The sequence below is a fragment of the Streptomyces luteogriseus genome, from assembly GCF_014205055.1.
Lineage (GTDB): Bacteria > Actinomycetota > Actinomycetes > Streptomycetales > Streptomycetaceae > Streptomyces > Streptomyces luteogriseus.
On record NZ_JACHMS010000001.1, the window covers coordinates 1,386,081 to 1,411,577 of the forward strand.

22 protein-coding genes are annotated in these 25,497 nt (G+C 70.9%); 15 read left to right on the forward strand and 7 right to left on the reverse strand.

Translation table 11 applies throughout. The features are described from left to right. From BJ965_RS06370 to BJ965_RS06400, 7 genes are all read left to right on the forward strand, one after another. Entirely contained in the window at positions 1-2,028 is a 2,028-nt protein-coding gene (locus BJ965_RS06370) for a protein meaA (protein WP_184907774.1), read from the forward strand. Next, positions 2,025-2,987 carry an HpcH/HpaI aldolase/citrate lyase family protein gene (locus BJ965_RS06375; RefSeq protein WP_030843907.1) on the forward strand — a complete coding sequence of 321 codons (963 nt, stop codon included), beginning with the start codon at positions 2,025-2,027 and terminating at the stop codon, positions 2,985-2,987. The genes BJ965_RS06370 and BJ965_RS06375 overlap by 4 nt, the downstream gene beginning before the upstream one ends. Positions 2,988-2,992: 5 nt before the next feature. Next, complete coding sequence (locus tag BJ965_RS06380; protein WP_030843910.1) at positions 2,993-3,505, forward strand: MaoC family dehydratase; 513 nt, start codon at positions 2,993-2,995, stop codon at positions 3,503-3,505. Positions 3,506-3,507: 2 nt separating this feature from the next. Then, positions 3,508-4,713, forward strand: a complete 1,206-nt coding sequence (locus BJ965_RS06385) for an acyl-CoA dehydrogenase family protein (RefSeq protein WP_184907775.1) — start codon at positions 3,508-3,510, stop codon at positions 4,711-4,713. A gap of 170 nt (positions 4,714-4,883) precedes the next feature. Further along, positions 4,884-5,540 (forward strand): phosphatidylserine decarboxylase, encoded by a 657-nt coding sequence (locus tag BJ965_RS06390; protein ID WP_030843916.1) that lies wholly within the window; start codon positions 4,884-4,886, stop codon positions 5,538-5,540. 58 nt (positions 5,541-5,598) lie between these two features. Then, positions 5,599-6,381, forward strand: a complete 783-nt coding sequence (pssA, locus tag BJ965_RS06395; RefSeq protein WP_037832427.1) for a CDP-diacylglycerol--serine O-phosphatidyltransferase — start codon at positions 5,599-5,601, stop codon at positions 6,379-6,381. Between the two features lie 202 nt (positions 6,382-6,583). Further along, positions 6,584-7,804 (forward strand): alpha/beta fold hydrolase, encoded by a 1,221-nt coding sequence (locus BJ965_RS06400; RefSeq protein ID WP_184907776.1) that lies wholly within the window; start codon positions 6,584-6,586, stop codon positions 7,802-7,804. Between the two features lie 4 nt (positions 7,805-7,808). Here BJ965_RS06400 and BJ965_RS06405 read toward each other — a convergent pair whose 3' ends face one another. Next, positions 7,809-8,927, reverse strand: a complete 1,119-nt coding sequence (locus BJ965_RS06405) for a glycerate kinase (protein WP_184916845.1) — start codon at positions 8,925-8,927, stop codon at positions 7,809-7,811. A 188-nt stretch (positions 8,928-9,115) separates the two neighbouring features. On the opposite strand from BJ965_RS06405, the gene BJ965_RS06410 reads away from it, so the two are divergent. The 3 genes from BJ965_RS06410 (at position 9,116) to BJ965_RS06420 (ending at position 11,540) form a co-directional block, all read left to right on the forward strand. After that, positions 9,116-10,189: an ADP-ribosylglycohydrolase family protein gene (locus BJ965_RS06410; RefSeq protein ID WP_184907777.1), complete on the forward strand. Its 1,074-nt coding sequence runs from the start codon at positions 9,116-9,118 to the stop codon at positions 10,187-10,189. Positions 10,190-10,233: 44 nt separating this feature from the next. Further along, entirely contained in the window at positions 10,234-10,728 is a 495-nt protein-coding gene (locus tag BJ965_RS06415) for an NUDIX domain-containing protein (protein WP_184907778.1), read from the forward strand. Between the two features lie 80 nt (positions 10,729-10,808). Next, positions 10,809-11,540, forward strand: coding sequence for an SIR2 family NAD-dependent protein deacylase (locus BJ965_RS06420; RefSeq protein ID WP_184907779.1), 732 nt, complete (start codon positions 10,809-10,811; stop codon positions 11,538-11,540). Here the strand turns inward: BJ965_RS06420 and BJ965_RS06425 are convergent. Both BJ965_RS06425 and BJ965_RS06430 read right to left on the reverse strand, forming a co-directional pair. Next, a complete protein-coding gene (locus BJ965_RS06425) occupies positions 11,537-12,019 on the reverse strand; it encodes a methylated-DNA--[protein]-cysteine S-methyltransferase (protein ID WP_030843934.1) in 483 nt (160 codons plus the stop codon). The two genes, BJ965_RS06420 and BJ965_RS06425, sit on opposite strands and share 4 nt — an antisense overlap. A gap of 9 nt (positions 12,020-12,028) precedes the next feature. Beyond that, positions 12,029-13,498, reverse strand: coding sequence for an AlkA N-terminal domain-containing protein (locus BJ965_RS06430; protein ID WP_184916848.1), 1,470 nt, complete (start codon positions 13,496-13,498; stop codon positions 12,029-12,031). A 144-nt stretch (positions 13,499-13,642) separates the two neighbouring features. Here BJ965_RS06430 and BJ965_RS06435 point away from each other — a divergent pair, with 144 nt between their 5' ends. Next, a complete protein-coding gene (locus tag BJ965_RS06435; protein WP_030843939.1) occupies positions 13,643-14,005 on the forward strand; it encodes an ArsR/SmtB family transcription factor in 363 nt (120 codons plus the stop codon). Positions 14,006-14,032: 27 nt separating this feature from the next. Here the strand turns inward: BJ965_RS06435 and BJ965_RS06440 are convergent, their stop codons facing one another. Together BJ965_RS06440 and BJ965_RS06445 are read right to left on the reverse strand one after the other, a co-directional pair. Next, positions 14,033-17,926: a glycoside hydrolase family 2 TIM barrel-domain containing protein gene (locus BJ965_RS06440; RefSeq protein WP_184907780.1), complete on the reverse strand. Its 3,894-nt coding sequence runs from the start codon at positions 17,924-17,926 to the stop codon at positions 14,033-14,035. Between the two features lie 208 nt (positions 17,927-18,134). Continuing rightward, positions 18,135-18,965, reverse strand: a complete 831-nt coding sequence (locus BJ965_RS06445; protein WP_184907781.1) for an alpha/beta fold hydrolase — start codon at positions 18,963-18,965, stop codon at positions 18,135-18,137. A gap of 153 nt (positions 18,966-19,118) precedes the next feature. Here BJ965_RS06445 and BJ965_RS06450 point away from each other — a divergent pair, with 153 nt between their 5' ends. Next, positions 19,119-21,164 carry a SpoIIE family protein phosphatase gene (locus BJ965_RS06450; protein WP_184907782.1) on the forward strand — a complete coding sequence of 682 codons (2,046 nt, stop codon included), beginning with the start codon at positions 19,119-19,121 and terminating at the stop codon, positions 21,162-21,164. A gap of 67 nt (positions 21,165-21,231) precedes the next feature. Here the strand turns inward: BJ965_RS06450 and BJ965_RS06455 are convergent, their stop codons facing one another. After that, the gene (locus BJ965_RS06455) at positions 21,232-21,651 is read right to left on the reverse strand and encodes a DUF7144 family membrane protein (RefSeq protein ID WP_031104396.1); all 420 of its coding nucleotides are present in this window, start codon (positions 21,649-21,651) and stop codon (positions 21,232-21,234) included. Positions 21,652-21,683: 32 nt separating this feature from the next. Then, positions 21,684-22,145 (reverse strand): SHOCT domain-containing protein, encoded by a 462-nt coding sequence (locus BJ965_RS06460; protein ID WP_184907783.1) that lies wholly within the window; start codon positions 22,143-22,145, stop codon positions 21,684-21,686. A gap of 186 nt (positions 22,146-22,331) precedes the next feature. Here BJ965_RS06460 and BJ965_RS06465 point away from each other — a divergent pair, with 186 nt between their 5' ends. From BJ965_RS06465 to BJ965_RS06475, 3 genes are all read left to right on the forward strand, one after another. After that, a complete protein-coding gene (locus tag BJ965_RS06465; protein WP_184907784.1) occupies positions 22,332-22,910 on the forward strand; it encodes a potassium channel family protein in 579 nt (192 codons plus the stop codon). 3 nt (positions 22,911-22,913) lie between these two features. Then, positions 22,914-24,323, forward strand: coding sequence for a DUF2252 domain-containing protein (locus tag BJ965_RS06470; RefSeq protein ID WP_184907785.1), 1,410 nt, complete (start codon positions 22,914-22,916; stop codon positions 24,321-24,323). A 340-nt stretch (positions 24,324-24,663) separates the two neighbouring features. Next, on the forward strand, positions 24,664-25,497 hold the full coding sequence (locus tag BJ965_RS06475; protein ID WP_184907786.1) for a class II glutamine amidotransferase: 834 nt from the start codon (positions 24,664-24,666) through the stop codon (positions 25,495-25,497).

The window sequence follows — 25,497 nt, forward strand, 5'->3', positions numbered from 1 at the left end:
ATGACTGAGCGTCAGAAGGACCGGCCGTGGCTCATGCGCACGTATGCCGGTCACTCCACGGCCGAGGCGTCCAACGAGCTGTACCGGCGCAACCTCGCCAAGGGCCAGACGGGCCTGTCGGTGGCGTTCGACCTGCCGACACAGACCGGCTACGACTCCGACCACATCCTCGCCCGCGGCGAGGTGGGCCGGGTCGGCGTGCCGATCGCGCACGTCGGTGACATGCGCCGGCTGTTCCAGGACATCCCCCTGGAGCAGATGAACACCTCGATGACGATCAACGCCACCGCCATGTGGCTGCTGGCGCTCTATCAGGTCGTCGCCGAGGAGCAGGGCGCGGACATCACCAAGCTCCAGGGCACGACCCAGAACGACATCGTCAAGGAGTACCTGTCCCGCGGGACGCACGTCTTCCCGCCGGGTCCCTCGCTCCGCCTGACGACGGACATGATCGCGTACACGGTCTCCCACCTCCCGAAGTGGAACCCGATCAACATCTGCAGCTACCACCTGCAGGAGGCGGGCGCCACGCCGGTCCAGGAGATCGCGTACGCGATGTCCACCGCGATCGCCGTCCTCGACGCCGTGCGCGACTCCGGCCAGGTGCCGCAGGAGCGCATGGGCGACGTCGTGGCCCGCATCTCGTTCTTCGTGAACGCGGGCGTCCGCTTCGTCGAGGAGATGTGCAAGATGCGCGCCTTCGGCCGCATCTGGGACCGCATCACCCGCGAGCGCTACGGCATCGAGAACGCCAAGCAGCGCCGCTTCCGCTACGGCGTCCAGGTCAACTCCCTGGGCCTGACGGAGGCGCAGCCGGAGAACAACGTCCAGCGGATCGTCCTGGAGATGCTGGCCGTCACCCTCTCCAAGGACGCCCGCGCGCGTGCCGTGCAGCTGCCCGCCTGGAACGAGGCCCTGGGCCTGCCCCGCCCCTGGGACCAGCAGTGGTCGCTGCGCATCCAGCAGGTGCTGGCGTACGAGAGCGACCTGCTGGAGTACGAGGACATCTTCGAGGGCTCGAAGGTGATCGAGGCGAAGGTGGACCGGCTGGTCGAGGAGTCGTTCGCCGAGATCGACCGCATCCAGGAGATGGGCGGCGCGATGGCGGCCGTCGAGTCCGGCTACCTCAAGTCGCAGCTGGTCTCCTCGCACGCCGAGCGCCGGGGCCGCATCGAGTCCGGCCAGGAGAAGATCATCGGTGTCAACATCTTCGAGGGCACCGAGCCGAATCCGCTGACCGCCGATCTGGACACGGCGATCCAGACGGTGGACCCGGCGGTCGAGGCCCGGGTCATCGCCGGGCTCCAGCAGTGGCGCGACAGCCGCTACCAGCCGCCCTTCAACCACCCGCGGCCCTGCAAGGCCCTGGAGCGGCTGAAGGAGGCCGCGCGCGGCGACGAGAACCTCATGGAGGCCACCCTGGAATGCGCGCGCGCCGGGGCGACGACCGGCGAGTGGGCCGGGGCCCTGCGTGAGGTGTTCGGAGAGTTCCGGGCGCCCACGGGTGTCTCCTCGGCGCCGGTGGCCGTTCCGGTCGAGGAGGGCAGCGCGCTCGCCGTGGTCCGCCGCAAGGTCGACCTCACGGCCAAGGACCTGAACGTGGGCAAGCTGCGCTTCCTGGTCGGCAAGCCGGGTCTGGACGGGCACTCCAACGGCGCCGAGCAGATCGCGGTGCGCGCGCGGGACGCCGGGTTCGAGGTGGTCTACCAGGGCATCCGGCTGACGCCCGAGCAGATCGTGGACGCGGCCCTGGCCGAGGACGTGCACGCGGTCGGCCTGTCCATCCTGTCCGGCTCGCACGCCCAGCTGGTGCCGGACGTGCTCGAACGGCTCCGTGTGGCCGGTGCCACAGATATACCGGTGATCGCCGGTGGCATCATCCCGAACGGAGATGCCGAGCAGCTCAGGGAAGCCGGAGTGGCCGCGGTCTTCACCCCGAAGGACTTCGACATCACCGGAATCATCGGCAGCATCGTCGACGAGATCCGGAAAGCGAACAAGCTCGACCCCCTGGAGGTCCCCGCATGACCACGGTCAACCGCCTTCGCCCCCGGCGTTCCTGCCTGGCGGTACCGGGCTCGAACCCGCGTTTCCTGGAGAAGGCCCAGGGCCTCCCGGCCGACCAGGTCTTCCTCGACCTGGAGGACGCGTGCGCCCCGCTCGCCAAGCCCGAGGCGCGGCACACCATCGTCAAGTTCCTCAACGAGGGCGACTGGACCGGCAAGACACGTGTGGTCCGGGTCAACGACTGGACGACCGAGTGGACGTACCGCGATGTCGTCACGGTCGTCGAGGGCGCCGGCCAGAACCTCGACTGCATCATGCTGCCGAAGGTGCAGACGGCCCAGCAGGTCGTCGCCCTGGACCTGCTGCTGACGCAGATCGAGAAGACGATGGGCTTCGAGGTCGGCAAGATCGGCATCGAGGCGCAGATCGAGAACGCCCAGGGCCTGAACAACGTCAACGAGATCGCGCAGGCCTCGCCGCGCGTCGAGACCATCATCTTCGGCCCGGCCGACTTCATGGCGTCCATCAACATGAAGTCGCTGGTCGTGGGCGAGCAGCCGCCCGGCTACCCGGCCGACGCCTACCACTACATCCTGATGAAGATCCTGATGGCCGCCCGCGCCAACAACCTCCAGGCCATCGACGGCCCCTACCTGCAGATCCGCAACATCGACGGCTACCGCGAGGTCGCCCAGCGCGCCGCGGCCCTCGGTTTCGACGGCAAGTGGGTGCTGCACCCGGGCCAGGTCGAGGCGTCCAACGAGATCTTCTCGCCGTCGCAGGAGGACTACGACCACGCCGAGCTGATTCTGGACGCGTACGACTACTACACGTCCGAGGCGGGCGGCAAGAAGGGCTCGGCGATGCTCGGCGACGAGATGATCGACGAGGCCAGCCGCAAGATGGCGCTGGTCATCTCCGGCAAGGGCCGCGCGGCCGGCATGCAGCGCACCAGCAAGTTCGAGATTCCGGAGGGCTGAGCGCGATGCAGTTCGGGCGCACCTACGAGGAGTTCGAGGTCGGGGCGACGTACAAGCACTGGCCGGGAAAGACGGTCACGGAGTACGACGACCACCTGTTCTGTCTCCTCACCATGAACCACCACCCGCTCCACATGGACACGAACTATGCGGAGAAGACGACCGACTTCGGCAAGAACGTCGTCGTGGGCAACTACATCTACTCGCTGCTGCTCGGCATGTCCGTGCCGGACATCTCCGGCAAGGCGATCGCCAACCTGGAGATCGAGTCGCTGAAGCACGTGGCGCCGACCTTCCACGGCGACACGATCTACGGCCAGACGACCGTGCTCGACAAGTGGCCGTCGAAGTCGAAGAACGACCGCGGCATCGTCTACGTCGAGACCAAGGGCTACAAGCAGGACGGCACGCTCGTCTGCGTGTTCCGCCGCAAGGTGATGGTGCCGACCGAGACGTACATCAAGGAGCGCGGCGGCGAGCAGCCCGGCCGCCCCGAGCTCAGGGAGCAGGAGAAGTAGCCATGGCGCGACTCGCCCAGACCGCAGGTCTGACGGACGTCCAGCAGGAGATCCTGTCCACCGTCCGGGACTTCGTGGACAAGGAGATCATTCCGGTCGCCACGGAGCTGGAGCACCGCGACGAGTACCCGCAAGCGATCGTCGACGGGCTGAAGGAGTTGGGCCTGTTCGGGCTGATGATCCCCGAGGAGTACGGGGGCCTGGGCGAGTCGCTCCTGACCTACGCGCTGTGCGTGGAGGAGATCGCCCGCGGGTGGATGTCGGTGTCCGGCATCATCAACACCCACTTCATCGTGGCGTACATGCTCAAGCAGCACGGCACGCAGGAGCAGAAGGACCACTTCCTACCGCGGATGGCGGCCGGTGACATCCGGGGCGCGTTCTCGATGTCGGAGCCGGCGCTCGGCTCGGACGTGTCGGCGATCTCGTCGAAGGCGGTGAAGGACGGCGAGGAGTACGTCCTCAACGGCCAGAAGATGTGGCTGACGAACGGCGGAACGTCGTCTCTGGTGGCCGTTCTGGTAAAGAGTGACGAAGGTCACCCCGAGGGCACCGCGCCCCACAAGTCGATGACGACCTTCCTCGTCGAGAAGGAGCCCGGATTCGGCGAGGTGCGTCCCGGCCTCACGATCCCCGGCAAGATCGACAAGATGGGCTACAAGGGGGTCGACACCACCGAGCTCATCATGGATGGCCTGCGGATTCCTGCGAACCGGGTGCTCGGCGGGGTCACCGGCCGTGGTTTCTACCAGATGATGGACGGCGTGGAGGTCGGCCGCGTCAATGTGGCGGCGCGTGGCTGCGGTGTCGCTCAGCGTGCGTTCGAACTGGGCGTCTCGTACGCGCAGCAGCGTCACACCTTCGGGAAGGCGATCGCCCAGCACCAGGCGATCCAGTTCAAGCTGGCCGAGATGGCTACCAAGGTCGAGGCCGCCCATGCGATGATGGTGAACGCAGCACGCAAAAAGGACTCCGGGGAGCGAAACGACCTCGAGGCCGGGATGGCGAAGTACCTCGCCTCCGAGTACTGCAAGGAGGTCGTCGAAGACGCCTTCCGGATCCACGGCGGCTACGGCTTCTCCAAGGAGTACGAGATCGAGCGCCTCTACCGTGAGGCTCCGATGCTGCTCATCGGTGAAGGTACCGCCGAGATCCAGAAAATGATCATCGGCAGGCGGCTGCTCGAAGAGTATCGATTCCAGGGCTAGATGTCCGGATACGGGGTGTTTTCTTGGAGAAGAAGATCACACCCCGTCAACACTCTTCTGCCGCCGACTCGGCTGCCTGGCTTACCCAGTTACGGCTCCGAGCCGCTACGATCGCCGGAAAGCCGCCGTCCCCCGTCAGAGTGCGGCATCATCCGCTACGAAGGTCATCCATGCCCCACAGCCAAACCTCTGCACCACGCGACAGCCGGGCCGGCGTACGCCTCGCGCGCGGAGCATCGCCGTGGCTCCTTCCGACCGTCGCCACCGCAGCACTCAGCCTGGCCCGGGCCCGGCGCTCCGGCGCCGCCAAGGCCGTCGCCGTTCCCGCCACCGCGCTCGCGGCCGGAATGCTGTGGTTCTTCCGCGACCCCGAGCGCGAGATCACCCAGGGCCGGGTCATCTCGCCCGCCGACGGTGTGGTGCAGAGCATCATGCCGTGGAAGGACGGCCGCACGCGCGTCGCCATCTTCATGAGCCCGCTGAACGTCCACGTCAACCGCGCGCCCCTCGCGGGCACGGTGACGTCGGTCGAGCACGTACCCGGTGGCTTCGTTCCCGCCTTCAACAAGGAGAGCGAGAACAACGAGCGTGTCGTCTGGCACTTCGACACCGAGCTCGGCGACATCGAGATGATCCAGATCGCCGGCGCGGTCGCCCGTCGCATCGTCCCCTACCTGCCCCAGGGCACGAAGGTCGAGCAGGGCGAGCGGATCGGCCTGATCCGCTTCGGCTCGCGTGTCGACCTCTACCTGCCCGAGGGCGTGGAGGTCGCGGTCGAGGTCGGTCAGAAGACGGTGGCTGGGGTGACTCGCATTGACCGTGATTGATCCTGATACCAAGGCCGGCTGGGTCCCGGAGGCCGACGAGATCGACGAAGAAGAGGAGATGCCCCTCTCTCTTCGTCTGTCGATAGCGGACACGCTGACGCTCGGCAACGCCACGTGCGGCTTCATGGCGGTGTATTTCACCACCACTGGCATCCTGATCCCGGACCTCATGGGCAGCCAGGAGTCCGGCATGGCGCGCAACAGCGCGGCCACGGCGGTCATCCTGATGCTGTGCGCCGCGGTCTTCGACCTGTTCGACGGCCTGGTGGCGCGCAAGCTGCGCTCCTCCCCCATGGGCGCCGAGCTGGACAACCTCTCCGACCTGATCAGCTTCGGGCTGGCGCCGGCGTACTTCGTCCTCGTCTACGGCATGGTGGCGGAGGGCGCGTACCAGCGGGTCGCGGCGGTCGGTGCGATCGTGGTGCTGCTGGCGGTGGTGCTGCGGCTTGCGCGGTTCTCGTGCGTCACGGTCAAGGACGGCACCTTCCAGGGCATGCCGTCACCGTTCGGCGCGCTGACGGTCGTGTCCATCGTGCTGCTGGAGCTTCCCTTCGTGGCGACGCTGCTGGCGATCCTGGGGACGGCGTGGCTGATGGTGAGCCGCGTGGAGTATCCGAAGCCGCGGGGCCGGCTCGCCGTGGCGATGCTGTCGTGGATCGTGGTGGGCATGGGCATGATGGCCGCCTGGGCGTTCGACGCGCCGAGCGGCCAGCTGCTGCTCCAGACGGGTTGTGCGCTCCAGCTGGTCATGGGCGCGGTGATTCCGCTGTTCGCGACGGCTCGACGGGTGAACAACTTCCGCGGCAACCGGCGCGAGGCGCGGGCGGCGCAGCTGCCCTGATCTCGTCCCTGTACTGACGGGTGTGGCCCGGACCTTCGAGGTCCGGGCCACACCCGTTTCTCGTTCAAGGGCGTCTCACTCTTGCCCTTGACGGGTCAACTACCGCCGTTCGAAGCCGATTTGCGGAGAAAATACAGGAAGAGGAGGGTGGAAAGAGGGGGTTTCATCCACTTCGTCACACTTTTCCCATCGGGAGGCGGCCATGCCCGCACCCATCCTCAGAGAGCACAAGGTCACACTCCAGTCCAAGATCCCCGCGAACTTCGGCGACACGGTGACCCTGCCCGTACGGGAGTACGAGGGCACCAAGCCGAACCAACCGCACCAGCCGGTGCTCATGCTGCACGGCAGGAGCGTGCCGGCGCTGGCGGGGTTCGACCTCGCACCGGTCCCCGGCGGGCGCGCCACCCGGTACAGCTGGGCGCAGGAACTCGCGGACGACGGCTATGACGTCTTCATCATGGACCTCCAGGGCTCCGGCCGGTCGCCGCGCCCGCGGATGGACGACCCGTGCAACGCCAACCCGGCCCAGCAGCAGGTCCTCGTCCCCAATCCCCTCCAGGAGCCCTGCCCGCCCCCTCCCCCGTACGCCAAGCAGCTGGGCAACTCGGAGAGCGAGTGGGCAGAGGTGGACGCAGTGGTCGAGCACATCAGGGGCCTTCCCGGCCGGAAGAAGCCGATCCGTTTCATCGCCTGGTCGCTGGGGGCGGCCATCATGGGCACCTACACCCTCCAGCACCCCGGCAATGTGGAGAGCCTGCTCCTGCTCGCTCCGGTCTTCCCGCCCAAGGGACGGTGGTCGGGCGAGCTCGACGACCCGTTCGGCCGCCCGTCCGAGGCCCAGACGCTGCCGATGTCCACACCGGCCGTCACCTGGGGCTTCCCGATGTTCGTCGGCACCAGGACGGGGTTCAGGACCGGACTGGACGGCAACCCCGACCTGCGGGAACCCGGCGTCGTGGACCTCGCCTGGGAAGCCTGCATGCGCAGCGACCCCCTCGGCAGCAAGTGGGGCCGCGAGGTGGCCCCGGGTGAGTTCGAGGGCATTCTGCGGTACCGGAACACCTACTGGTGGGGCTGGAACAACCAGACGGTGCCGCACGAGAACCCGGCCCGCACGACCGTGCTCGGGGACCGGGTTCCCGTGCTCATCATCTACGGGGAACTGGACCGGGCCGCCAACAGCCCGGCCACCTTGCCCGACCCCATCCGCTTCTCCGTGCCGGACCTGTACAAGGCCGTCAAGGGACCCGGCAGGCTGATGTTCTGCCTCGAGGGTGCGGGCCACTCGCTGGTGTGGGAGGTCACCGCCCAGACGGTGCACCACATGTCGAAGCAGTGGTTCAAGAACGGCAAGGTGTGGGGCCAGAGCTCCGGCAGCTACTTCCGGGACTCCGACGGAGCGCTGATCCCCCTGCCGTGACGGATCAGGTCAGGAAGTCCCGCGCGATCCGCTCCGCCACCCGCTCCAGGATCGGGCCGGCCTCGGCGATGCACTTCGCCACGTCCGGTTCCTCGTCCGTCAGGGGGTAGGCCCGGCGGAAACCGGCCCGGCCCAGGGTCTGGGGCGGCAGGGCCAGGCGGCCGCAGACCGCCACGACGTCCTTGTCCGCGGCACGGGCCGCCGCGGCGACGCCGGCCGGGGCCTTGCCGTGGAGGGTCTGCTCGTCGAGGGAGCCCTCGCCGGTGATGACCAGGTCGGCGCGGTCCAGGGCGGGTGCGAAGCCCAGAACGTCGAGCATCACCTCGATGCCGGGGCGGAACCGGGCGCCCAGCAGCAGGGCGCCGTAGCCGATACCGCCCGCCGCGCCCGCACCCGGTGATGCCGCGTACGCGGCGGCCTTCGGGCCGGCCGGGCCCTCCAGCACCTTCGCGAAGTGCGCGAGGGCGGCGTCCAGGGCCTCCACGTCGTCGGGCGAGGCGCCCTTCTGCGGGCCGTAGACCGCGGGTGCGCCCTTCGGGCCGGTCAGCGGGTTGTCGACGTCGCTGGCGAGGACCAGCTCGACCTCGGTGAGGCGCGGATCCAGTCCCGACAGGTCGGCCGTCGCCAGTTCGGCCAGGCCGCCGCCGCCCGGGGGCACCGGCTCCCCGTCGGCGTCCAGGAAGCGGGCGCCCAGCGCGGACAGCATCCCGGCGCCACCGTCGGTGGTGGCGCTGCCGCCGACCCCGAAGACGATCGTGCGGGCTCCCGCGTCCAGCGCGGCCCGCAGCAGTTCGCCGGAGCCGTAGGTGGAGGCCGTGCGCGGGGCGAAGACCCCGGCGGGCAGCCGCTGCAGCCCGCTCGCCTCGGCCATCTCCACGACCGCGGTGCCCTCGCGCAGCGCGTACGCCGCCGTCACCTCGTCGCCGAGGGGACCGGCCACCCGCACCTCCCGGCGCTCGAACCCGGCCGCGACCGCCGCGGCCACGGTTCCGTCGCCGCCGTCGGCCACGGGCAGCGCCTCGACCTCGAGACCGGGCAGCACCCGGCGCAGTCCGGCCGTGACCCGCTCGGCGACCTCGACGGCCGTCAGCGACCCCTTGAACTTGTCCGCGGCGACGAGCACCCGCTGTGTCGTCCGGGTGTCGCTCACTGCAGCGTCCGCCACTTGCACTCCCCTTGCTCTCCGGGCCCTCACGCATGTCAAGGCCAGTCGCGCCGCTGCGACCTTAACCGGAGGACGCCCCGGCCGTCAGCATCTGCCCAACCCGCGGACGACGCGCCCGCGGCCGCCGATGCGGGTAGACCGTAACCATGGCCCCTGCGCACACCGACACAGACCTGGCCGACCGCATCCTCGGCGGCTGGACCGGCCGCGTCGCCGGCAACATGCTCGGCAAGCCGGTCGAACAGGGCGAGGTGTGGACCCGCGACCGCATCGACCGCTACCTGAGGCAGGCCGCGGCCTTGCCGCTCACCGACTACCTGCCCGAGCCGATCAGCGAGCACGACGGGTTCGAGCTGCGCCCCGAGTGGCGCCAGTGCGTGCGCGGCCGCATCCACGGCAGCTGCCGTGACGACGACGTCGACTACGCGATCCTCGGTCTCGACCTGCTGGAGACCCACGGCTTCGGCTTCAGCACGGAGCAGGTCGGCGACCTGTGGCTGCTGCGGCTGCCATATCTGCAGACGTTCACCGCCGAGCGGGCGGCGTACCGCAACCTCGCGAACGGGCTGAAGCCGCCGCTGACGGCGACGTACGACAACCCGTACCAGGAGTGGATCGGCGCCCTCATCCGCGCGGACGTCTACGGCTGGACCTGCCCGGGTGCCCCGCGCCGGGCCGCCTCGCTGGCCCGCCGGGACGCGGTGCTGTCGCACACCGGAAACGGGGTCTACGGGGCGATGTGGGCGGCGGCGCTGATCGCTGCGGCGTTCACGGCGCCCACCGTGCGGCACGCCGTCGACGAGGCCCTGGCCGTGATCCCGGCGAGCAGCCGCCTGGCCCGCACGGTGCGACGGGTGGTCTCCCTGCACGACGCCCGGCTGTCCTGGGAGGACACGCTCACCACGGTCGCCGAGGAGACCGGCGGCATGGGCTGGATCCACACCGTCCCGAACGCGGCCGTCCTCACCGCCGGTCTGCTCCACGGCGACGGCGACTTCACCCGCACCATCACCCTGACCGTACGCGGCGGCCTGGACACCGACTCCAACGGCGCGACCGCGGGTTCGGTGGCAGGCGTGTTCGGCGGGGCGGCCGCCATTCCCGACCAGTGGAAGACGCCGCTGGAGGACACGGTCCGCAGCGCGGTGTTCGGCTTCGACGGGGTGCGGATCAGCGAGCTGGCGGAACGGACGCTGCGGCTGGCGGAGCCCGCGGCCTGATCACCCGGGGTATGAGGCGGCGATCCGGTGGTTACCCTGCACGGATGACCACCTCGCCTGACTACGCCGCCTACATCGCCTCCCTGCCCCGCATCCTGGCCGGCGCCGCCGCGCTGTTCCGGGACGGCGAGGGCCGTGTGCTGCTCGTCGAGCCCAACTACCGGGAGGGCTGGGTGCTGCCCGGCGGCACCGTCGAGTCCGACGACGGCGAGACCCCGCGGCAGGGCGCACGGCGCGAGACGGCCGAGGAGATCGGCCTGGACCGGGAGCTCGGCCGGCTGCTGGCGGTGGACTGGGTGCTCGGCACGGGCCGCCCGCCGCTGGTGGCGTACCTGTACGACGGCGGGGTGCTGAGCGAGGACGAGTTCAAGGCGATCCGCCTCCAGGAGGAGGAGCTGCTGTCCTGGCGCCTGGTCCCGCGCGAGGAGCTGCCCGAGTATCTGCGGGGGTCCCTCGGCGGCCGTGTCCTGGCCGCACTGGACGTGCTGGCGGACGGGTCGGGCACGGCGGAGCTGGAGAACGGCCGGCGGGTGTTCTGACGGGGCCGGCCGCGCACCCCTCGGTGTGCCGTTCGAAATCCGCTCGCCGCCGCCCCGCGGCCCGTCCTACTGTCGGCGGCATGACCACACCGCTCGTCGCCCTGCTCACCGGTGCCGGCATCAGCACGGATTCCGGCATCCCGGACTACCGCGGGCCCAACGGACTGTGGCGGCGGGATCCCGAGGCAGAGAAGCTCGTCACCTACGAGTACTACATGGGCGATGCCGAGATCCGCCGTCGCTCCTGGCTGATGCGGCGTGAGACGGGGGCGCTGCGGGCCGAGCCCAACGCCGCGCACCGGGCGGTGGCGGAGCTGGAGCGGTCCGGGGTGCCGGTGCGGGTGATCACGCAGAACGTGGACGGGCTGCACCAGCTCGCCGGGATGCCCGCCCGCAAGGTGCTCGAGCTGCACGGGTCGGCCCGCGGTGTCGTCTGCACCGGCTGCCACGCCCGCGGTCCCATGGCGGACGCGCTCGCCCGGGTGGACGCCGGTGAGGACGATCCGCCGTGCCGGGAGTGCGGCGGGATCCTGAAGCCCGCGACGGTGATGTTCGGTGAGCGGCTCGACCCCGTCGTCCTCGGCGAGGCGGCCGCCATCAGCAAGGCCTGCCAGGTCTTCGTCGCCGTCGGCACGAGCCTTCAGGTGCAGCCCGCCGCCGGTCTCGCCGGTGTCGCCGCCGACCACGGCGCCCGTCTGGTCATCGTCAACGCCGAGCCGACCCCCTACGACGACCGTGCCGACGAGATCGTCCGCGATCCCATCGGCACGGCGCTGCCGGAGTTGCTGCGCGGGCTCGGGGGGACCCCCTAGAACAGGGCGGCACCGCGTTCGAAGTCCAGCAGGCGCTGTTTGCGCTCCAGTCCGCCGCCGTACCCGGTCAGGCCGCCGTTCGCGCCGATCACGCGGTGGCAGGGGACGATGATGCCGATGGGGTTGCGGCCGTTGGCGAGGCCGACCGCGCGGGAGGCGGTGGGGGTGCCGAGGATGTCGGCGAGTTGCCCGTAGGTGCGGGTCTCGCCGTAGGGGATACGGCGCAGTTCGTCCCAGACGGCGCGCTGGAACGGGGTGCCGGCCAGGCTCAGTTCGACGGTGAACTCCTTGAGCTCGCCCGCGAAGTAGGCCTTCAGCTGCTCCTCCGCCTCCGCGAAGAGGGTGTCGTCGCGGGTGCCGAAGGTCTCCTGCTGCGGGCGGTGGCGCTGGTCGGTCATGTAGAGGCCGCACAACACGCCCTCCTCGGCGACGAGGGTGAGCGGGCCGTACGGGCTGTCGGTCACGGTGTGCTGCTTCATCGGACGTCCCTATACCGGAAGGAAGTTGATCGGGTGGCTGTCGGTCGCCCAGAGGTACTGGACGGCGTAGGCCCGCCAGGGGCGCCAGGGCGTGGCGCGTACGGTGAGCGCGGCGGGGGTGGACGGCAGGCCCAGTTCCCGGGCGGCGCGGCGGATGCCGAGGTCGGTGGGGAGGAAGGCGTCGGGGTCGCCCAGGGCGCGCATGGCGATGACGTCCACCGTCCAGGGGCCGAAACCGGGCAGGGCGAGGAGCTGGGCGCGGGTCTGCGGCCAGTCGCTCTCCACGCCGAGACGCAGCTCGCCGTCGGCGAGCCGGCGGACCAGGGTGGTGAAGGTGGTGCGGCGGGTGCGGGGCATCGCCAGCGACTCGGGGTCCAGCGCCGCGAGGGCCTCGGGGGCCGGGAAGAGGTGGGTGAGGCCGCCCTCGGGATCCTCGACCGCCTGGCCGTGCGCGGTGACCAGGCGGGCCGCGTGGGTGCGGGCGGCGGCCGTGGAGACCTGCTGCCCGAGCACGGCCCGGACGGCGAACTCGCTCTCGTCGACCGTGCGCGGCACGCGCCGGCCGGGTGCCTTGTCGACCAGCGGCTCGAGGACGGGGTCCGTGCGGAGCTGGTCGTCGATGGCGACGGGGTCGGCGTCCAGGTCGAGCAGGCGGCGGCAGCGGCTGATGGCGACGGTCAGGTCGCGCAGGTCGCTGAGGGTGAGGCGACAGGCGATGTGGTCCGGGTTCGGGGTGAGTGCCACGATGCCGTGGCCGTACGGGAGGCGCAGGGTGCGGCGGTAGGCGCCGTCGCGCCACTCCTCCACGCCGGGTACGGCCGTCGCGGCCAGGTGGCCGAAGAGATTGTCGGGGTTGAGCGGGGCGCGGAACGGCAGCCGCAGCGAGAGCGCCCCGGGGGTGCTCGCGCCCTGCCGTCTGGGGGCGCGGGCGCGCAGCTCGCTCGGGGGCAGGGCGAAGACCTCGCGGACCGTGTCGTTGAAGGTGCGGATCGAGGCGAAGCCGGCGGCGAAGGCGATCTGCGCCATGGGCAGGGCGGTCGTCTCGATGAGCAGCCGGGCCGTCTGGGCGCGCTGGGCGCGGGCGAGCGCGAGAGGGCCCGCGCCCAGCTCGGCGAGGAGCTGGCGCTCGACCTGCCGGGTGCTGTAGCCGAGCCGGCCGGCCAGGCCGGGCACGCCCTCGCGGTCCACGACGCCGTCGGCGATCAGCCGCATGGCGCGGGCCACGAGGTCGGCGCGCTGGTTCCACTCCGGGGAGCCGGGGCTGGTGTCGGGCCGGCAGCGCTTGCACGCCCGGAACCCGGCCTGCTGACAGGCGGCCGCGCTGGGGTGGAAGACCATGTTCTCCGGCTTGGGCGGCACCACCGGGCAGCTGGGACGGCAGTAGATGCCGGTGGTCAGGACGGCCGTGAAGAACCAGCCGTCGAAGCGGGCGTCCTTGGACCGGACGGCGCGTACGCAGCGCTCGGTGTCGGTGTGCATCCCCATCTGCATGGGTCCAGCATCCGGCACCGGGGCGGTGCGGGCTGGCGAGAATCCGACATCGACGTGCCGGCGCCACCGCCACCGGACCCGGTTAGATGAAGATTCATTCATGTGTTCGCACGGGGCCGGTACGATGACGTCATGGGTCATGGAGCCGTCACCCCCGTGCAGGATGCCGCCGAGCGAGTACGCCTGGACGCGGACAACGTCGCGAAGGTCGCCACCACGCTCCAGGCCCTCTCCACGCCCTCCCGGCTGCTGATCCTGGCGCGGCTGCGCGAAGGCCCGCTGCCGGCCACGGAGTTGGCCGCCGAGGTGGGCATGGAGCAATCGGCGTGTTCGCACCAGCTGCGGCTGCTGCGCAATCTGGGCCTGGTCGTGGGCGAGCGTCGGGGCCGTTCGGTGGTCTACGCACTGCACGACCACCATGTCGCCGAGCTGCTCGACCAGGCCGTGTATCACGTGGAGCATCTGCGTCTGGGCATCAGCGACGCCGCCGACTGAGGCGGCGCCGCTGACGGACCGCTGGTGCTATGCGGTGGCGGTCGGCCGGCGTGAGGCCTCCATCGCCTCGCTCACCCGTGCCAGCGGACGCAGCCGGTAGGTGTACGCATAGTCGCGGTCGGCGAGCAGCTTGAACTCGGCGTGCGTGTGCGCGCCCCAGCTGTCGTCGCCGCCGACGCCCATCTGGCGGTGGTTGAGCCGCAGGACCACCGCGTCCCGGGGGGTGAGCTGGTAGTCGTGGCGGGCTCCCACGGACAGGTCCTCGGGAGTGAAGTGCGAGGCGTTGACCTCCAGCAGCGGCTCACCGCTCACCAGCAGTCCGCGCCCCCTGCCGTCGGTCAGCGCGGCCCACCGGACGTCGGTCTTGTTGCCGTTCTCCTGGGGGCGCAGGTAGGGGGTCCACTGCTCGGAGACGGTGCCGGAGTACAGACCCACGTCGGTGGCGTCGTTGCGGTCCCACATGTTCTCCTCGGGACCCCGGCCGTAGTAGTGCAGCCGGTCCAGGTTCCGCGGCAGGAACAGCAGGGTGCCGACCTCCGGGATGTACGGCAGGTTGGCCGCGCCCGGGTGCAGGGTGTTGTCGACCCTGATCTCGCCGTTGCCGAAGACCGTGTACGTGCTGCTGTACGTGGACTCCGTGCCGGTGGGCAGCGTGCCGGTGACGGTGATCTCGACGGCCCGGTCGTCCAGGGGCCGTACCCGTACGTCGGCAACCTTCCGCTTCGCTCCGGCGTCGCGCCACACCTGGTTGCGGGTGTGCTGGCCGTTGCCGCGGTCGTTGTCGGTGGGCGCCCGCCAGAAGTTGGGGACGGGGCCCGAGGTGAGGAGACGGGTGCCGCCCGCCTCGTAGGACGTGATGGTCCCGGTGCCCTTGTCGACGGTGACGGAGAAGCCCTTGCCCTTCACGGTGACGGTCTTGTCCCCGTCGGTGTGGCGCAGGGCGGGCACGCCGCGCAGTGGCGCCGGTTTCACGGCCGGACTGCCCGCGTCGAGTGCGAGTTGCTGCTTGGCCACCTCGAAGCCGGCCTTGGCCCACGGGGTGGCTTCCTTGGTGGTGAAGGAGAGCTGGAGGAAGTACTCCGTACCGGGCTCGGGCTTCGCCGGGAGCCGCACCGGGACCTTGATGTCCTTGCTGCCGAGCGGGGCGACGTTCAGCTGGTCGCGGGTCAGCCGGCCGCGCTGGACGACCTCGCCGTCGGCGACGAGGGCCCAACGGCCGTTGAACTCGCGGAGGTTGGTGAACAGGTACTCGTTGGTGAGGGTGACGGCGCCGGGGCCGCCCGAGGCCGGGGTGGCGTTGACGGCCTGGTAGATCTGCTTGACCTCGGCGGACTTTCCGGTGAGGGTGCGGTCGGGCAGGACGATGCCGTCCCCGGCGAAGGCGCCGTCGTTGGGGTTGTCGCCCCAGTCGCCGCCGTAGGCGTGGAACGTCTTGTCGCGCGGACGCTTCTCGGTGAAGCCGGCGGTTGCGGCGTCGAACCAGAAGCGCACGCCCTCGTCGCCCGGCTTGCGGGTGTCCGAGGCCAGTTCGGCGGCGCTGAGCGCGCGGGCGTACACGCGGGCTTGGCGGACGGTGCCGCTGAACTCCCGGGTCGGGTTGTCGACATCGGTGGCGAGCGACAGGGACGCGGTGTTGTTCGCGGGGCGCCGGGTGGTCGTCCTGGTACCGCGCACCTGGCCGTCGACGTACAGGGTGAGCGTGCCGGCGTCCGCGTCGAAGACGCCGGCGATGTGGTGCTCCCTGCCGGTCCAGCCGTCGGGCAGCGCCCAGCTCGCGGTGACCCACTGGCCGCCGCCGTGGATGAAGAACTCCAGGTTCCTGTCCGTCTGCTTGAGGGCGTACTGGGTGTCGCCCTTGGCGAGGATCGGCTGGTGGAAACCGGTCACGTGCGGGGTGACCCAGGCCTCCAGCGTGAGGGAACCGGTGAGGTCGAGGCCGGTGTCGCGGGGGAAGACGGTGCCGCCGGAGACGCCCTCGGCCCGGTCGAAGGTGCCGCTGGGGTTGATGACCTCACCGCGGAGCCCGCCGGGCCCGGTCTCCGTGAGCAGCTTGCGCGTGGGCGTGGGCCAGGCCAGGGCCTGGTCGACGAAGTCCCAGATCCAGCCGCCCTGGAGGACGTCGTAGCGGCGGACGATGTCCCAGTACTTCTTGAAGTTGCCGCTGGAGTTCCCCATCGCATGGGAGTACTCGATCATCACGTACGGCCGGGTGTCGCCGGTGTCCTTGGCGCGCTGCTCGACCCGTTGCGGGCTGTCGTACATCTCGGAGCGGATGTCGCTGATGCCCGGGCGGTCATCGCCCTCGTACTGGATGACGCGGGTGGAGTCGTAGGAGCGGATCCAGTCGTGCATGGCGTTGAAGGTGGTGCCGCCGCCCGCCTCGTTGCCCAGCGACCAGATGACCACCGAGGCGTGGTTCTTGTCGCGGTGGACCATGTTCTGGGCGCGGACCACGCACGCCTCGGTCCACTCCGGGTGGCCGCTGCCGGGGAACTTGTCGCGGATGCCGTGGGTCTCGAGGTTGGTCTCGTCGACGAGGTACAGGCCGTACTCGTCGGCCAGTTCCAGCCACAGGGGGTTGTTGGGGTAGTGCGAGGTGCGAACGCTGTTGATGTTGAGCCGCTTGATGATCCCGATGTCCTCGACCATCTGCGCGCGGGTGAGCGCCGAGCCGGTGACGGGGTGCATCTCGTGCCGGTTGGTGCCGCGGAGGGAGACCGGTTTGCCGTTGATGCGCATCAGGCCGTCCTTGAGCGCGAACTCGCGGAAGCCGACCCGGTGCGAGAGGGTCTCGACCACCTTGCCGGCCGGGTCGCGCAGGCGGAGCACGGCGGTGTAGAGGTTCGGGTGCTCGGCCGACCACAGCTTCGGCGAGGGCACGGCTCTGGACGCCTCGACGGTGACCTCGTCGCCGGCGGGGACGTCGGCGGGCCGGTTCAGGGGCCGCGACCAGACGGCGTGGCCGCGCGCGTCGTACAGCTGGGTCTCGACGGTGTAGCGGCCGGCGCCCTTGCCGCCGTAGTCGCGGACGTGCGCGGTGACCTTGAGTTCGGCGGTGGTGTAGCCGTCGCCGAGCGGGGTGTCCAGGCGGAAGTCGCGCAGGTGCACGCTGGGCGTGGAGTAGAGGTGGACCGAGCGGAAGATGCCGCTCAGCCGGATCATGTCCTGGTCCTCCAGCCACTCCGCGTCGGAGTAGCGGTACACCTCGACGGCGATCTGGTTGGTGCCGGGCTTGAGATGGGGCGTGATGTCGTACTCGGCGGAGGTGTAGGAGTCCTCGTGGTAGCCCGCCAGTTCGCCGTTGATCCACACGTAGTGGGCGGACTTGACGCCCTCGAAGTGCAGGAAGGTGCGGCGGCCGGACCAGGTGCGGGGCACGGTGAAGGTGCGGCGGTACTGCCCGACGGGGTTGTAGCGGGTCGGGGCGGCCGGCGGCTGGGCGTCCTCACCACCGCCGTTGGGCCCCCACCAGGGGTAGGTGATGTTGACGTAGATCGGGACGTCGTAGCCGTGCATCTGCCAGGCCGAGGGCACGGGGATGGTGTCCCAGCCGGAGTCGTCGACGTCGGTGCCGTAGAAGTCCTGGTCCCGGTCGTCGGGGCGGTCCACGTAGGCGAACTTCCAGGTGCCGTCGAGGCTCAGCCGGTACGGCGAGCGCTCGCGGTCGCCCTTCAGGGCCTGTCCGAGGTCCGCGTAAGGCATGAGGGTGGTGTGCGGCGGCTCGGTGCCGACCCGGTAGACGCTGAGGCCGTCGTTCCACTCCGGGGCCTTGTCGGCCGCCGGGCTCCGGACGGCCGCGTGCGACGCGGTGGGCGACGCCGAGAGGGCGAGCGCGCCGAGTACGGCGGCACCCCCCTCCAGCAGACGACGGCGGCTGACGACGGGCCGGTCGGCGGGGGACGGGTGTGGGGGGTGCGGCATGAACGTGGCCTTCCTCGGTTCGACAGGTGCGGTGCTGCACGGACTGAGGGCACGTCAGATGCGATCCTCAACTGCCCACCGGAGATGGGTGTTTCTGTTGAGTCGCGTGGCAACTGACGGTGAGGGAGCAACTGCTGAGCAGGCACACCCTAGGACCCGCACACAATCGAAGCAATGATCCCGTCGGACTTTGTGCGTTCCTGATGGTTCAGGCCATGAGGAAGGCGAGCAGCTCACTCGTGAGCCGGGCGGGGGCGTCCAACGGGACGAGATGGCCCGCTCCCGGGACGGACACCAGCCGCGCCCCCGGGATCAGGGCGGCCAGTTCCTGCCCCCTGACGAACGGGATCCAGGTGTCCTCGGTGCCCCAGCAGACCGTGACGGGCAGGTCGATCGACGGATACAGCGGCTGGATCTCGTCGGTGTAGCGCTGGTCGGCCTGCGCGATCTGCCGGTAGAAGGCGGCCTGGCCCTCCTCCCCCGTCCAGGGCCGCACGAGCGCTTCGAGCGGGGCGGGGCGCAGGCCGAGATGGCTGGCGGAGGAGACGTACTCGCGGACCAGTGCCTCGTGGAGCGCCGCCGGGAGCTGTTCGAAGACCCGACTGTGCTCCCCGACCAGTCGGAAGAAGGGGGAGCCCCAGGGCCGCAGGGCCACCGGGTCGACCAGGGCGAGCCGCCGGTAGCGGGCCCCGTGCAAGAGGTGGGCCCGCAGTGCCACGCAGCCGCCGAAGTCGTGCGCGATCACGGACGGCTCCCGAAGCCCCCAGTGCGCGAGCAGCTCGGTGAGGATCCGGCCCTGGGCGCCCAGTGAGACGTCCTGGCCGGGGTGCATGCCGGAGGTGCCGTACCCCGCCATGTCCCAGACGTGCACGTGGTACCCGACCGCGGCGAGGGCGGGGGCGATCTCGTGCCACACGTACGAGGAGAAGGGCGTCCCGTGCAGCAGCACGACCGGCTCGCCGCCCGGCTCGCCGAACCGGTCCCAGCGCACGGTCCCCGACACGGTGACCAGGCTCTCCCGTAAGAACCAGTCCTCCATGACGCCACTCCCTCCCACCGCGGGCGGCGACCCGCTGTTTTTTGTCATTTCGGCGCGACAGTGTCGCTCCTCCGACCGTAATGTGACCTCATCGGACATCCCGCGCAACAGATCATGGCGGTACCTTTTGCCGCGCCGGAAGGAGCGGCTCGCATGAACGGGTATGCGACCCCGGACCGCGACGCCGTCACGGCCGCGCCGGGCGGGCTGCTGGATCTGCTGAAGGTCGCGGCCGTGGTCCTGGACTCCGGCGGGCACATCGCGCTGTGGAGTCCCGAGATCGAGCAGCTGCTCGGCTGGACCGCGGCGGAGGCCCTGCGCCAGCGCGCCGACACCCTTCTGGTCTCCCCCGAGAACCGGCCCCGGGGCAGGGAGCTGTTCGCCCAGGTCAGCACGGGCGCCCGCTGGGCCGGTGTCTTCCCGCTGCGGCACCGCGACGGCACGGAACGCGCCGTGGAGTTCCGCACGATGCGCCTCCTCGACCCCGAGGGACAGCCCCACCTGCTGGGACTCGCCACGGACGCGACGACCGTACGGCAGGTGGAGCGCGACCTCGCCCTCTCGCACAGTCTCGTCAACCAGACCCCGCTCGGCATCGCCGTCTTCGACAACGACCTGCGCTGGGTCGGGGTCAACCCGGCGCTGGAGCGGATCAACGGGGTGCCCGAGGAGGCCGTGCTGGGGCGACGGGTCGGGGAGGTGCTGCCCGGCCTGGACGTGGAGGCCATCGAGGCCCGGATGCGGCACGTCCTGGAGACCGGCAGGCCCCTGATCGACCAGCAGACCGTCGGCCGTACGGCGGCGGACCCGCGGGAGCGCGCCTACTCGGAGTCCTACCACCGCATCGAGGACATCGACGGCCGGGTACTCGGCCTCGCGATGGCGGTCCTGGACGTCACCGAGCGCCAGCAGGCCGCGGCCGAGGTCGCGCAGGCGCGCCAGCACCTGTCGGTGATCGCCGACGCGGGGATGAAGATCGGCACCACGCTGGACCTCCAGCAGACCGCCCGGGAGCTGGCCGACGTGGTCGTGCCGCACCTCGCGGACCTGGCCGCCGTGGACGTCCTGGAGTCGGTCGTGGCCCGCGGCACCATCACGCCCGTCTCGGGCGGCGCCCCGGCCGAGTTCCGGGCGCTGGCCGTGGCGGCCGGCTACCCCACCGACGCCATCCACGCCGCCGACCCGGTGGGCGAGCTGGCCACGTACGGCTCCTCGCGGATCATCACCCAGTGTGTGCGCAGCGCCCGCCCGGTCCTGGTCGAGCGCGTGGACGGCACGATGCTGCGGCGTCTGGCCCGGGACTCACGGGCCGCCCTGGCCCTGCACGAGGCCGGCGCCCACTCCTACCTGGCGCTGCCGCTGGTGGCCCGGGGCAAGGTGCTCGGCACGCTCTCGCTGTACCGCACGGTCAACGAGCGCCCCTTCGACGACCGGGACCAGGCGCTCGCCTCGGAACTCGCCGCCCGCGCCGCGATCTGCATAGACAACGCCCGCCTCTACGGCCGCGAGCGCGGCACCGCCCTCACCCTCCAGCGCAGCCTGCTGCCGAGCACGCCCGCCGAGCGGGAGGGGCTGGACATCGCCGCCCGCTACCGCCCGGCCCTCAGCGAGGTCGGCGGCGACTGGTACGACGTGCTGCCGCTGGGCCCGGGGCGCACCGGGCTGGTCGTCGGGGACGTCATGGGCAAGGGCGTCCAGGCCGCGGCGATCATGGGGCAGCTGAGCACGGCGACGCGGGCGCTGGCCCGGCTGGACCTGCCGCCCGCCGAGCTGCTGCGGCACCTCGACGACATCGCTGGCTCCCTCGGTGACGCGATCGCCACATGCGTGTACGCGGTGTGCGATCTGCGGCGCGGCACCTGCGAACTGTCCAGCGCCGGGCATCTGCCGCCGGTGCTCGCCGGGGCGGACGGCCGTGCCGAGCTCGTCGACGTGCCGGGCGGGGTCCCGCTCGGGGTCGGCGGCGTGGACTTCGGCACGGTGGAGGTGGAACTCGCCCCGGGCTCCCTGCTCGCCCTCTACACGGACGGGCTGGTCGAGACCCGCGGGGAGCCGATCGACACCGGCCTGGACACACTGACCCGGCTGCTCGGGAACGCGGGGCCCAGCCTGCAGCGCGCCAGCGACAGCCTGCTCAGCGCGCTGAGCCCGGAGCCGGACGACGACGTCGCCCTGCTGCTGGTCCGCACCCGCGCCTGAGCGCGGGGGCCGAGGGCGCGGCGCGGCCGTGCCCAGCCCTTCCGGGCGGGGCACGGCCGGCGGGCTCTCAGACGTCGCCCTTCTTCACGGTGCACAGGGCCCAGATGATGAACGCGGACATCGCGATCATCACCACGGACCAGACCGGGTAGGACGGCAGGGACAGGAAGTTGGCGATGAGGACGAGCCCGGCGATCCCCACGCCGAGGACGCGCGCCCAGGTGGAGGCCTGGAACAGCCCTAGGCTGATGAGCACGGCGACCACGCCCAGAGCGAGGTGGATCCAGCCCCAGCCGGTGGTGTCGAAGGCGAAGACGTAATTGGGGGTCGTGACGAAGACCTGGTCCTCGGCGATCGCCGAGATGCCGCGCATGATGCCGAGAATCCCGGCGAGCATGAGCATCACGGCCGCGAAGATCATCAGGCCTGCGGCGGCGGTTCCGTGCCTCGTCCTCGAGGTCCCGTGCGTCGGGTGTGTGGCGGTCATCCTGCTCCTCGATTCTGCTGCGTCCGGCGCGGTCAGCGACCGGAGGTGGGGGTACCGGCGGCCGATGCTCCGGAGCCGCTGAGCACCAGTTCCTTCGCCCTGCGGAACTCCTCGTCCGTGATGTCGCCGCGGGTACGGATCTCGGACAGCCTGGCGAGCTCGTCGACGCTGCTGGGCCGGTCCTCGCCGCCCCGGGCGGTCTCCCTGACGTAGCTGTCGAAGGCGTGCTGCTGGGCGCGGGCCCGGTCCGTCTCCCGGCGGCCCATGTTCCGGCCGCGGGCGAGGACGTAGACGAACACGCCCAGGAAGGGCAGCAGGACGCAGAAGGCCAGCCAGCCGGCCTTGGCCCCGCCGCTCAGGGAATCGTCGCGGAAGATGTCGAGGACCACCCGGAAGAGCAGGACGAACCACATGATCCACAGAAAGAACCACAGCATCGACCAGAAGGCGCTCAGCAGCGGAAAGTCGTACGCCAGGTAGTTCTGCGCGCTCATGTCAGTCCTCCGTCCCGGGGGCACCCCCGGCAGTCGTCCCCGTCGACACCACCCTGCCCGGGGCAGGAGCCGGGCTGCCTCACCCGTGGCGGGTGATCCGTGCGAGGCGCCCGGACGCTGAGGTGGTAGGGCAGGCGTTGTGGGGCGCTCCGGCACCGGGGCGGGACCGAGACCGGAAGACACGCGATGGACGATCCAGCTGAGGTTCCCGACCGGCGGCGGCCGAGGCGTCGCCGACGGGCGGCGGTCACGGCCCTCGTACGCGCCGCGCTCATCGCGGCCGGGCTCGTCACGGTCTACTACGTGCTGCCCTTGGACGGGCGCGGCACGAGCGGCGATTCGGTGCTGCTGGCCTGTGGTCTGCTGCTGGTGATCGTGGTCTTCTGGTGGGAGGTGCGGGCCATCGTGACCTCGCCCTACCCCCGGCTGAAGGCCGTCGAGGCCCTGGCCACGACGCTGGCGCTGTTCCTGCTGCTCTTCGCGGGCGCCTACTTCCTGCTGGAGCACACGACCCCGGGCTCGTTCAGCGAGCCGTTGACCAAGACGGACTCCCTGTACTTCACGCTCACCACATTCAGCACCGTCGGCTACGGCGACATCACGGCCCGCTCCCAGACCGGGCGAGTGCTGACGATGATTCAGATGGCGGGCGGGCTGCTGCTGGTGGGCGTGGCGGCACGGATCCTCGCCGGCGCGGTGCAGACGGGGCTGCGCCGGCAGGGCCGGGAGCCCTCGGACGACTTCCCCTCGCGGCCGGAGCGCTGAACCATGACCGTACCGAGTCCCTTCACCACCTTCATGTCACCGGCCGAGCGGGCCGCCGCGGGCCGGAACGCCCGGCGGCGGGTGCCGCGTTCCTCGCACGCCGGGTTCGAGGCCGGGCCCGACCGGTTCGACCCCGTCGAGGTGCTGGAGCGCCAGTCCGCCACCCGGGTAACGGAGTTGGTGCCGATCCGCTACGGCCGCATGCTCGAGTCCCCGTTCCGCTTCTACCGGGGCGCGGCGGCGATCATGGCCGAGGACCTCGGGGCCCACTCGGACACCGGCCTGCGGGTGCAGCTGTGTGGGGACGCCCATCTGCTGAACTTCCGGCTGCTGGCCTCGCCGGAGCGCCATCTGGTCTTCGACATCAACGACTTCGACGAGACGCTGGCCGGGCCGTTCGAGTGGGACGTCAAACGGCTGGCGGCCAGCTTCGCCATCGCGGGCCGCGCCAACGACTTCTCGGCGGCGGAGCAGAACAGCGCGGTGGAGACGTGCGTGAAGGCCTACCGGCGGCGGATGCGGGACTTCGCCGGGATGCGCACCCTGGACATCTGGTACGCCCAGGACGACGCCGACCACGTGCGGGAGCTGATGGCCGCGTCGATGTCCAAGGAGGCCCGGCGCCGCACCGCGAAGGCCACGGCGAAGGCCCGGACCCGCACCCACATGCAGGCCTACGAGAAGCTCACCCGGGACACGGCCGTGGGGCGGCGGATCACGCCGGACCCGCCGCTGATCACCCCGCTGCGGGACCTGCTGGAGGACGACTCGGCGCACTTCCGGGAGAAGGAGCTGCGGGCCGTTCTGGAGGGCTACGCCAGGACGCTGTCGTACGAGCGACGACACCTGCTGCGCCGCTACCGCCTGGTGGACATCGCCCGCAAGGTGGTGGGGGTCGGCAGTGTCGGCACCCGCTGCTGGATCGTGCTGCTGCTCGGCCGGGACGACGACGATCCGCTGCTGCTCCAGGCCAAGGAGGCGCAGGAGTCGGTGCTCGCCGCCCATTGCGGCGGCGACCGCTACGACAACCAGGGGCGGCGCGTGGTGTCGGGGCAGCGGCTGATCCAGACGACCAGCGACATCCTGCTGGGCTGGACGCACGCGGTGGGCCTCGACGGGCACGAGCGGGACTTCTACGTACGCCAGCTGCGGGACTGGAAGGGCATCGCCCAGCCGGAGACCATGGACCCCGGCCTGCTCCGGCTGTTCGGACAGCTGTGCGGGGCGAGCCTGGCGCGGGCCCACGCCCGTTCCGGCGATCCCGTCGCCATCGCGGCCTACCTGGGCGGCGGCGACCGCTTCGACCGGGCACTCACCGTGTTCGCCCAGGCGTACGCCGACCAGAACGAGCGGGATTTCGAGGCGCTGGGCGCGGCGGCCCGCTCGGGCCGGATCCACACGGCGACGGAGTGATCGCCCGGGTCGCCGGGACCGGCGAGGCGGGTCGGCGTCCGCCGCCGTTCCACGCGGGCCGCCTCCGCAGGGCAGCCGCCACCGCCCGCCGACGGCACTCCGGCGGCGCGCGGCGCCGGCACGAGACGCGCCCCGTTGTCTGCCGTCCGTTCCACCACGAGCGGCGCTCACTCCGCTCCGGGTCTACAGCGTTCACCCAGCCCCGCACGCCCGGCCCGGGTCCGTAACCACCCGCGGCGGGCGATGCGTGCAGGGCGCGAGGGAGGTTCGCTGGGTCCACGCACACCACCTACGGAGCCGCGCGGCCCGGCCGGGTCGGCTCGGAACAGGGGTATCGGTCATGTGCCGCTGGCTCGCCTACTCGGGCACTCCCGTGATCCTCGACGACGTCCTCTACCGCCCGGAGCACTCGCTGATCGACCAGAGCCTGCACGCGAGGATGGGGGTCGAGACCACCAACGGCGACGGCTTCGGCGTCGGCTGGTACGCGTGGCATCTGCGCACCCCCGCCGTCATCCGCGACACCGGACCGGCCTGGAGCAACCGCAACCTGCGGGAGATCGCCGACCACGTCCGCTCGCCGCTGTTCTTCGCGCATGTGCGCGCCTCGACCGGCTCGGCCGTGCAGCAGACGAACTGCCATCCGTTCCGTCACGGGCGGTGGATGTGGATGCACAACGGAGCGATCGACGGGTTCCGCGAACTCCGCCGGGATCTCATGCTGGCCGTGGAGCCGGAGCTGTTCCCGTCGATGGAGGGCACGACGGACTCGGAGGTGATGTTCCACGTGGCGCTCACCTTCGGGCTGGACGGCGATCCGCCGGGTGCGGTGGCCCGGATGACGGGGCTCATCGAGCGCCTCGGCCGCGAGCACGGGGTACCGCAGCCGCTCCAGATGACGGTCGCGGTGACCGACGGGGAGCGGGTGTGGTTCTTCCGCTACTCCAGCGCGGGGAAGTCACGGTCGCTGTACTACAGCAGCCGGGTGGAGGACGTGCGGGCCCTCCACCCCGACCTGGGGTTCCTGAACCATGTCTCCGACGAGACACGGCTGGTCGTGTCGGAGCCGCTGGGCGATCTCCCCGGGGTGTGGAACGCCGTGCCGGAGAGCACCTACGGGGTCGTCCAGCCCGGCCGGGACCTGCTGCAGCACTTCGATCCGGAGCCGGTCTGA

Coding starts and splice junctions, on each gene's coding strand:
- BJ965_RS06475 (WP_184907786.1), top strand. CDS start 24,664: ATGTGCCGCTGGCTCGCCTACTCGGGCACTCCCGTGATCCTCGACGAC.
- BJ965_RS06470 (WP_184907785.1), top strand. CDS start 22,914: ATGACCGTACCGAGTCCCTTCACCACCTTCATGTCACCGGCCGAGCGG.
- BJ965_RS06400 (WP_184907776.1), top strand. CDS start 6,584: ATGCCCGCACCCATCCTCAGAGAGCACAAGGTCACACTCCAGTCCAAG.
- BJ965_RS06465 (WP_184907784.1), top strand. CDS start 22,332: ATGGACGATCCAGCTGAGGTTCCCGACCGGCGGCGGCCGAGGCGTCGC.
- BJ965_RS06430 (WP_184916848.1), bottom strand. CDS start 13,498: ATGCACACCGACACCGAGCGCTGCGTACGCGCCGTCCGGTCCAAGGAC.
- BJ965_RS06455 (WP_031104396.1), bottom strand. CDS start 21,651: ATGACCGCCACACACCCGACGCACGGGACCTCGAGGACGAGGCACGGA.
- BJ965_RS06385 (WP_184907775.1), top strand. CDS start 3,508: ATGGCGCGACTCGCCCAGACCGCAGGTCTGACGGACGTCCAGCAGGAG.
- BJ965_RS06375 (WP_030843907.1), top strand. CDS start 2,025: ATGACCACGGTCAACCGCCTTCGCCCCCGGCGTTCCTGCCTGGCGGTA.
- BJ965_RS06460 (WP_184907783.1), bottom strand. CDS start 22,145: ATGAGCGCGCAGAACTACCTGGCGTACGACTTTCCGCTGCTGAGCGCC.
- BJ965_RS06445 (WP_184907781.1), bottom strand. CDS start 18,965: ATGGAGGACTGGTTCTTACGGGAGAGCCTGGTCACCGTGTCGGGGACC.
- BJ965_RS06390 (WP_030843916.1), top strand. CDS start 4,884: ATGCCCCACAGCCAAACCTCTGCACCACGCGACAGCCGGGCCGGCGTA.
- BJ965_RS06380 (WP_030843910.1), top strand. CDS start 2,993: ATGCAGTTCGGGCGCACCTACGAGGAGTTCGAGGTCGGGGCGACGTAC.
- pssA (WP_037832427.1), top strand. CDS start 5,599: ATGCCCCTCTCTCTTCGTCTGTCGATAGCGGACACGCTGACGCTCGGC.
- BJ965_RS06435 (WP_030843939.1), top strand. CDS start 13,643: ATGGGTCATGGAGCCGTCACCCCCGTGCAGGATGCCGCCGAGCGAGTA.
- BJ965_RS06410 (WP_184907777.1), top strand. CDS start 9,116: ATGGCCCCTGCGCACACCGACACAGACCTGGCCGACCGCATCCTCGGC.
- BJ965_RS06425 (WP_030843934.1), bottom strand. CDS start 12,019: ATGAAGCAGCACACCGTGACCGACAGCCCGTACGGCCCGCTCACCCTC.
- BJ965_RS06440 (WP_184907780.1), bottom strand. CDS start 17,926: ATGCCGCACCCCCCACACCCGTCCCCCGCCGACCGGCCCGTCGTCAGC.
- BJ965_RS06370 (WP_184907774.1), top strand. CDS start 1: ATGACTGAGCGTCAGAAGGACCGGCCGTGGCTCATGCGCACGTATGCC.
- BJ965_RS06420 (WP_184907779.1), top strand. CDS start 10,809: ATGACCACACCGCTCGTCGCCCTGCTCACCGGTGCCGGCATCAGCACG.
- BJ965_RS06450 (WP_184907782.1), top strand. CDS start 19,119: ATGAACGGGTATGCGACCCCGGACCGCGACGCCGTCACGGCCGCGCCG.
- BJ965_RS06415 (WP_184907778.1), top strand. CDS start 10,234: ATGACCACCTCGCCTGACTACGCCGCCTACATCGCCTCCCTGCCCCGC.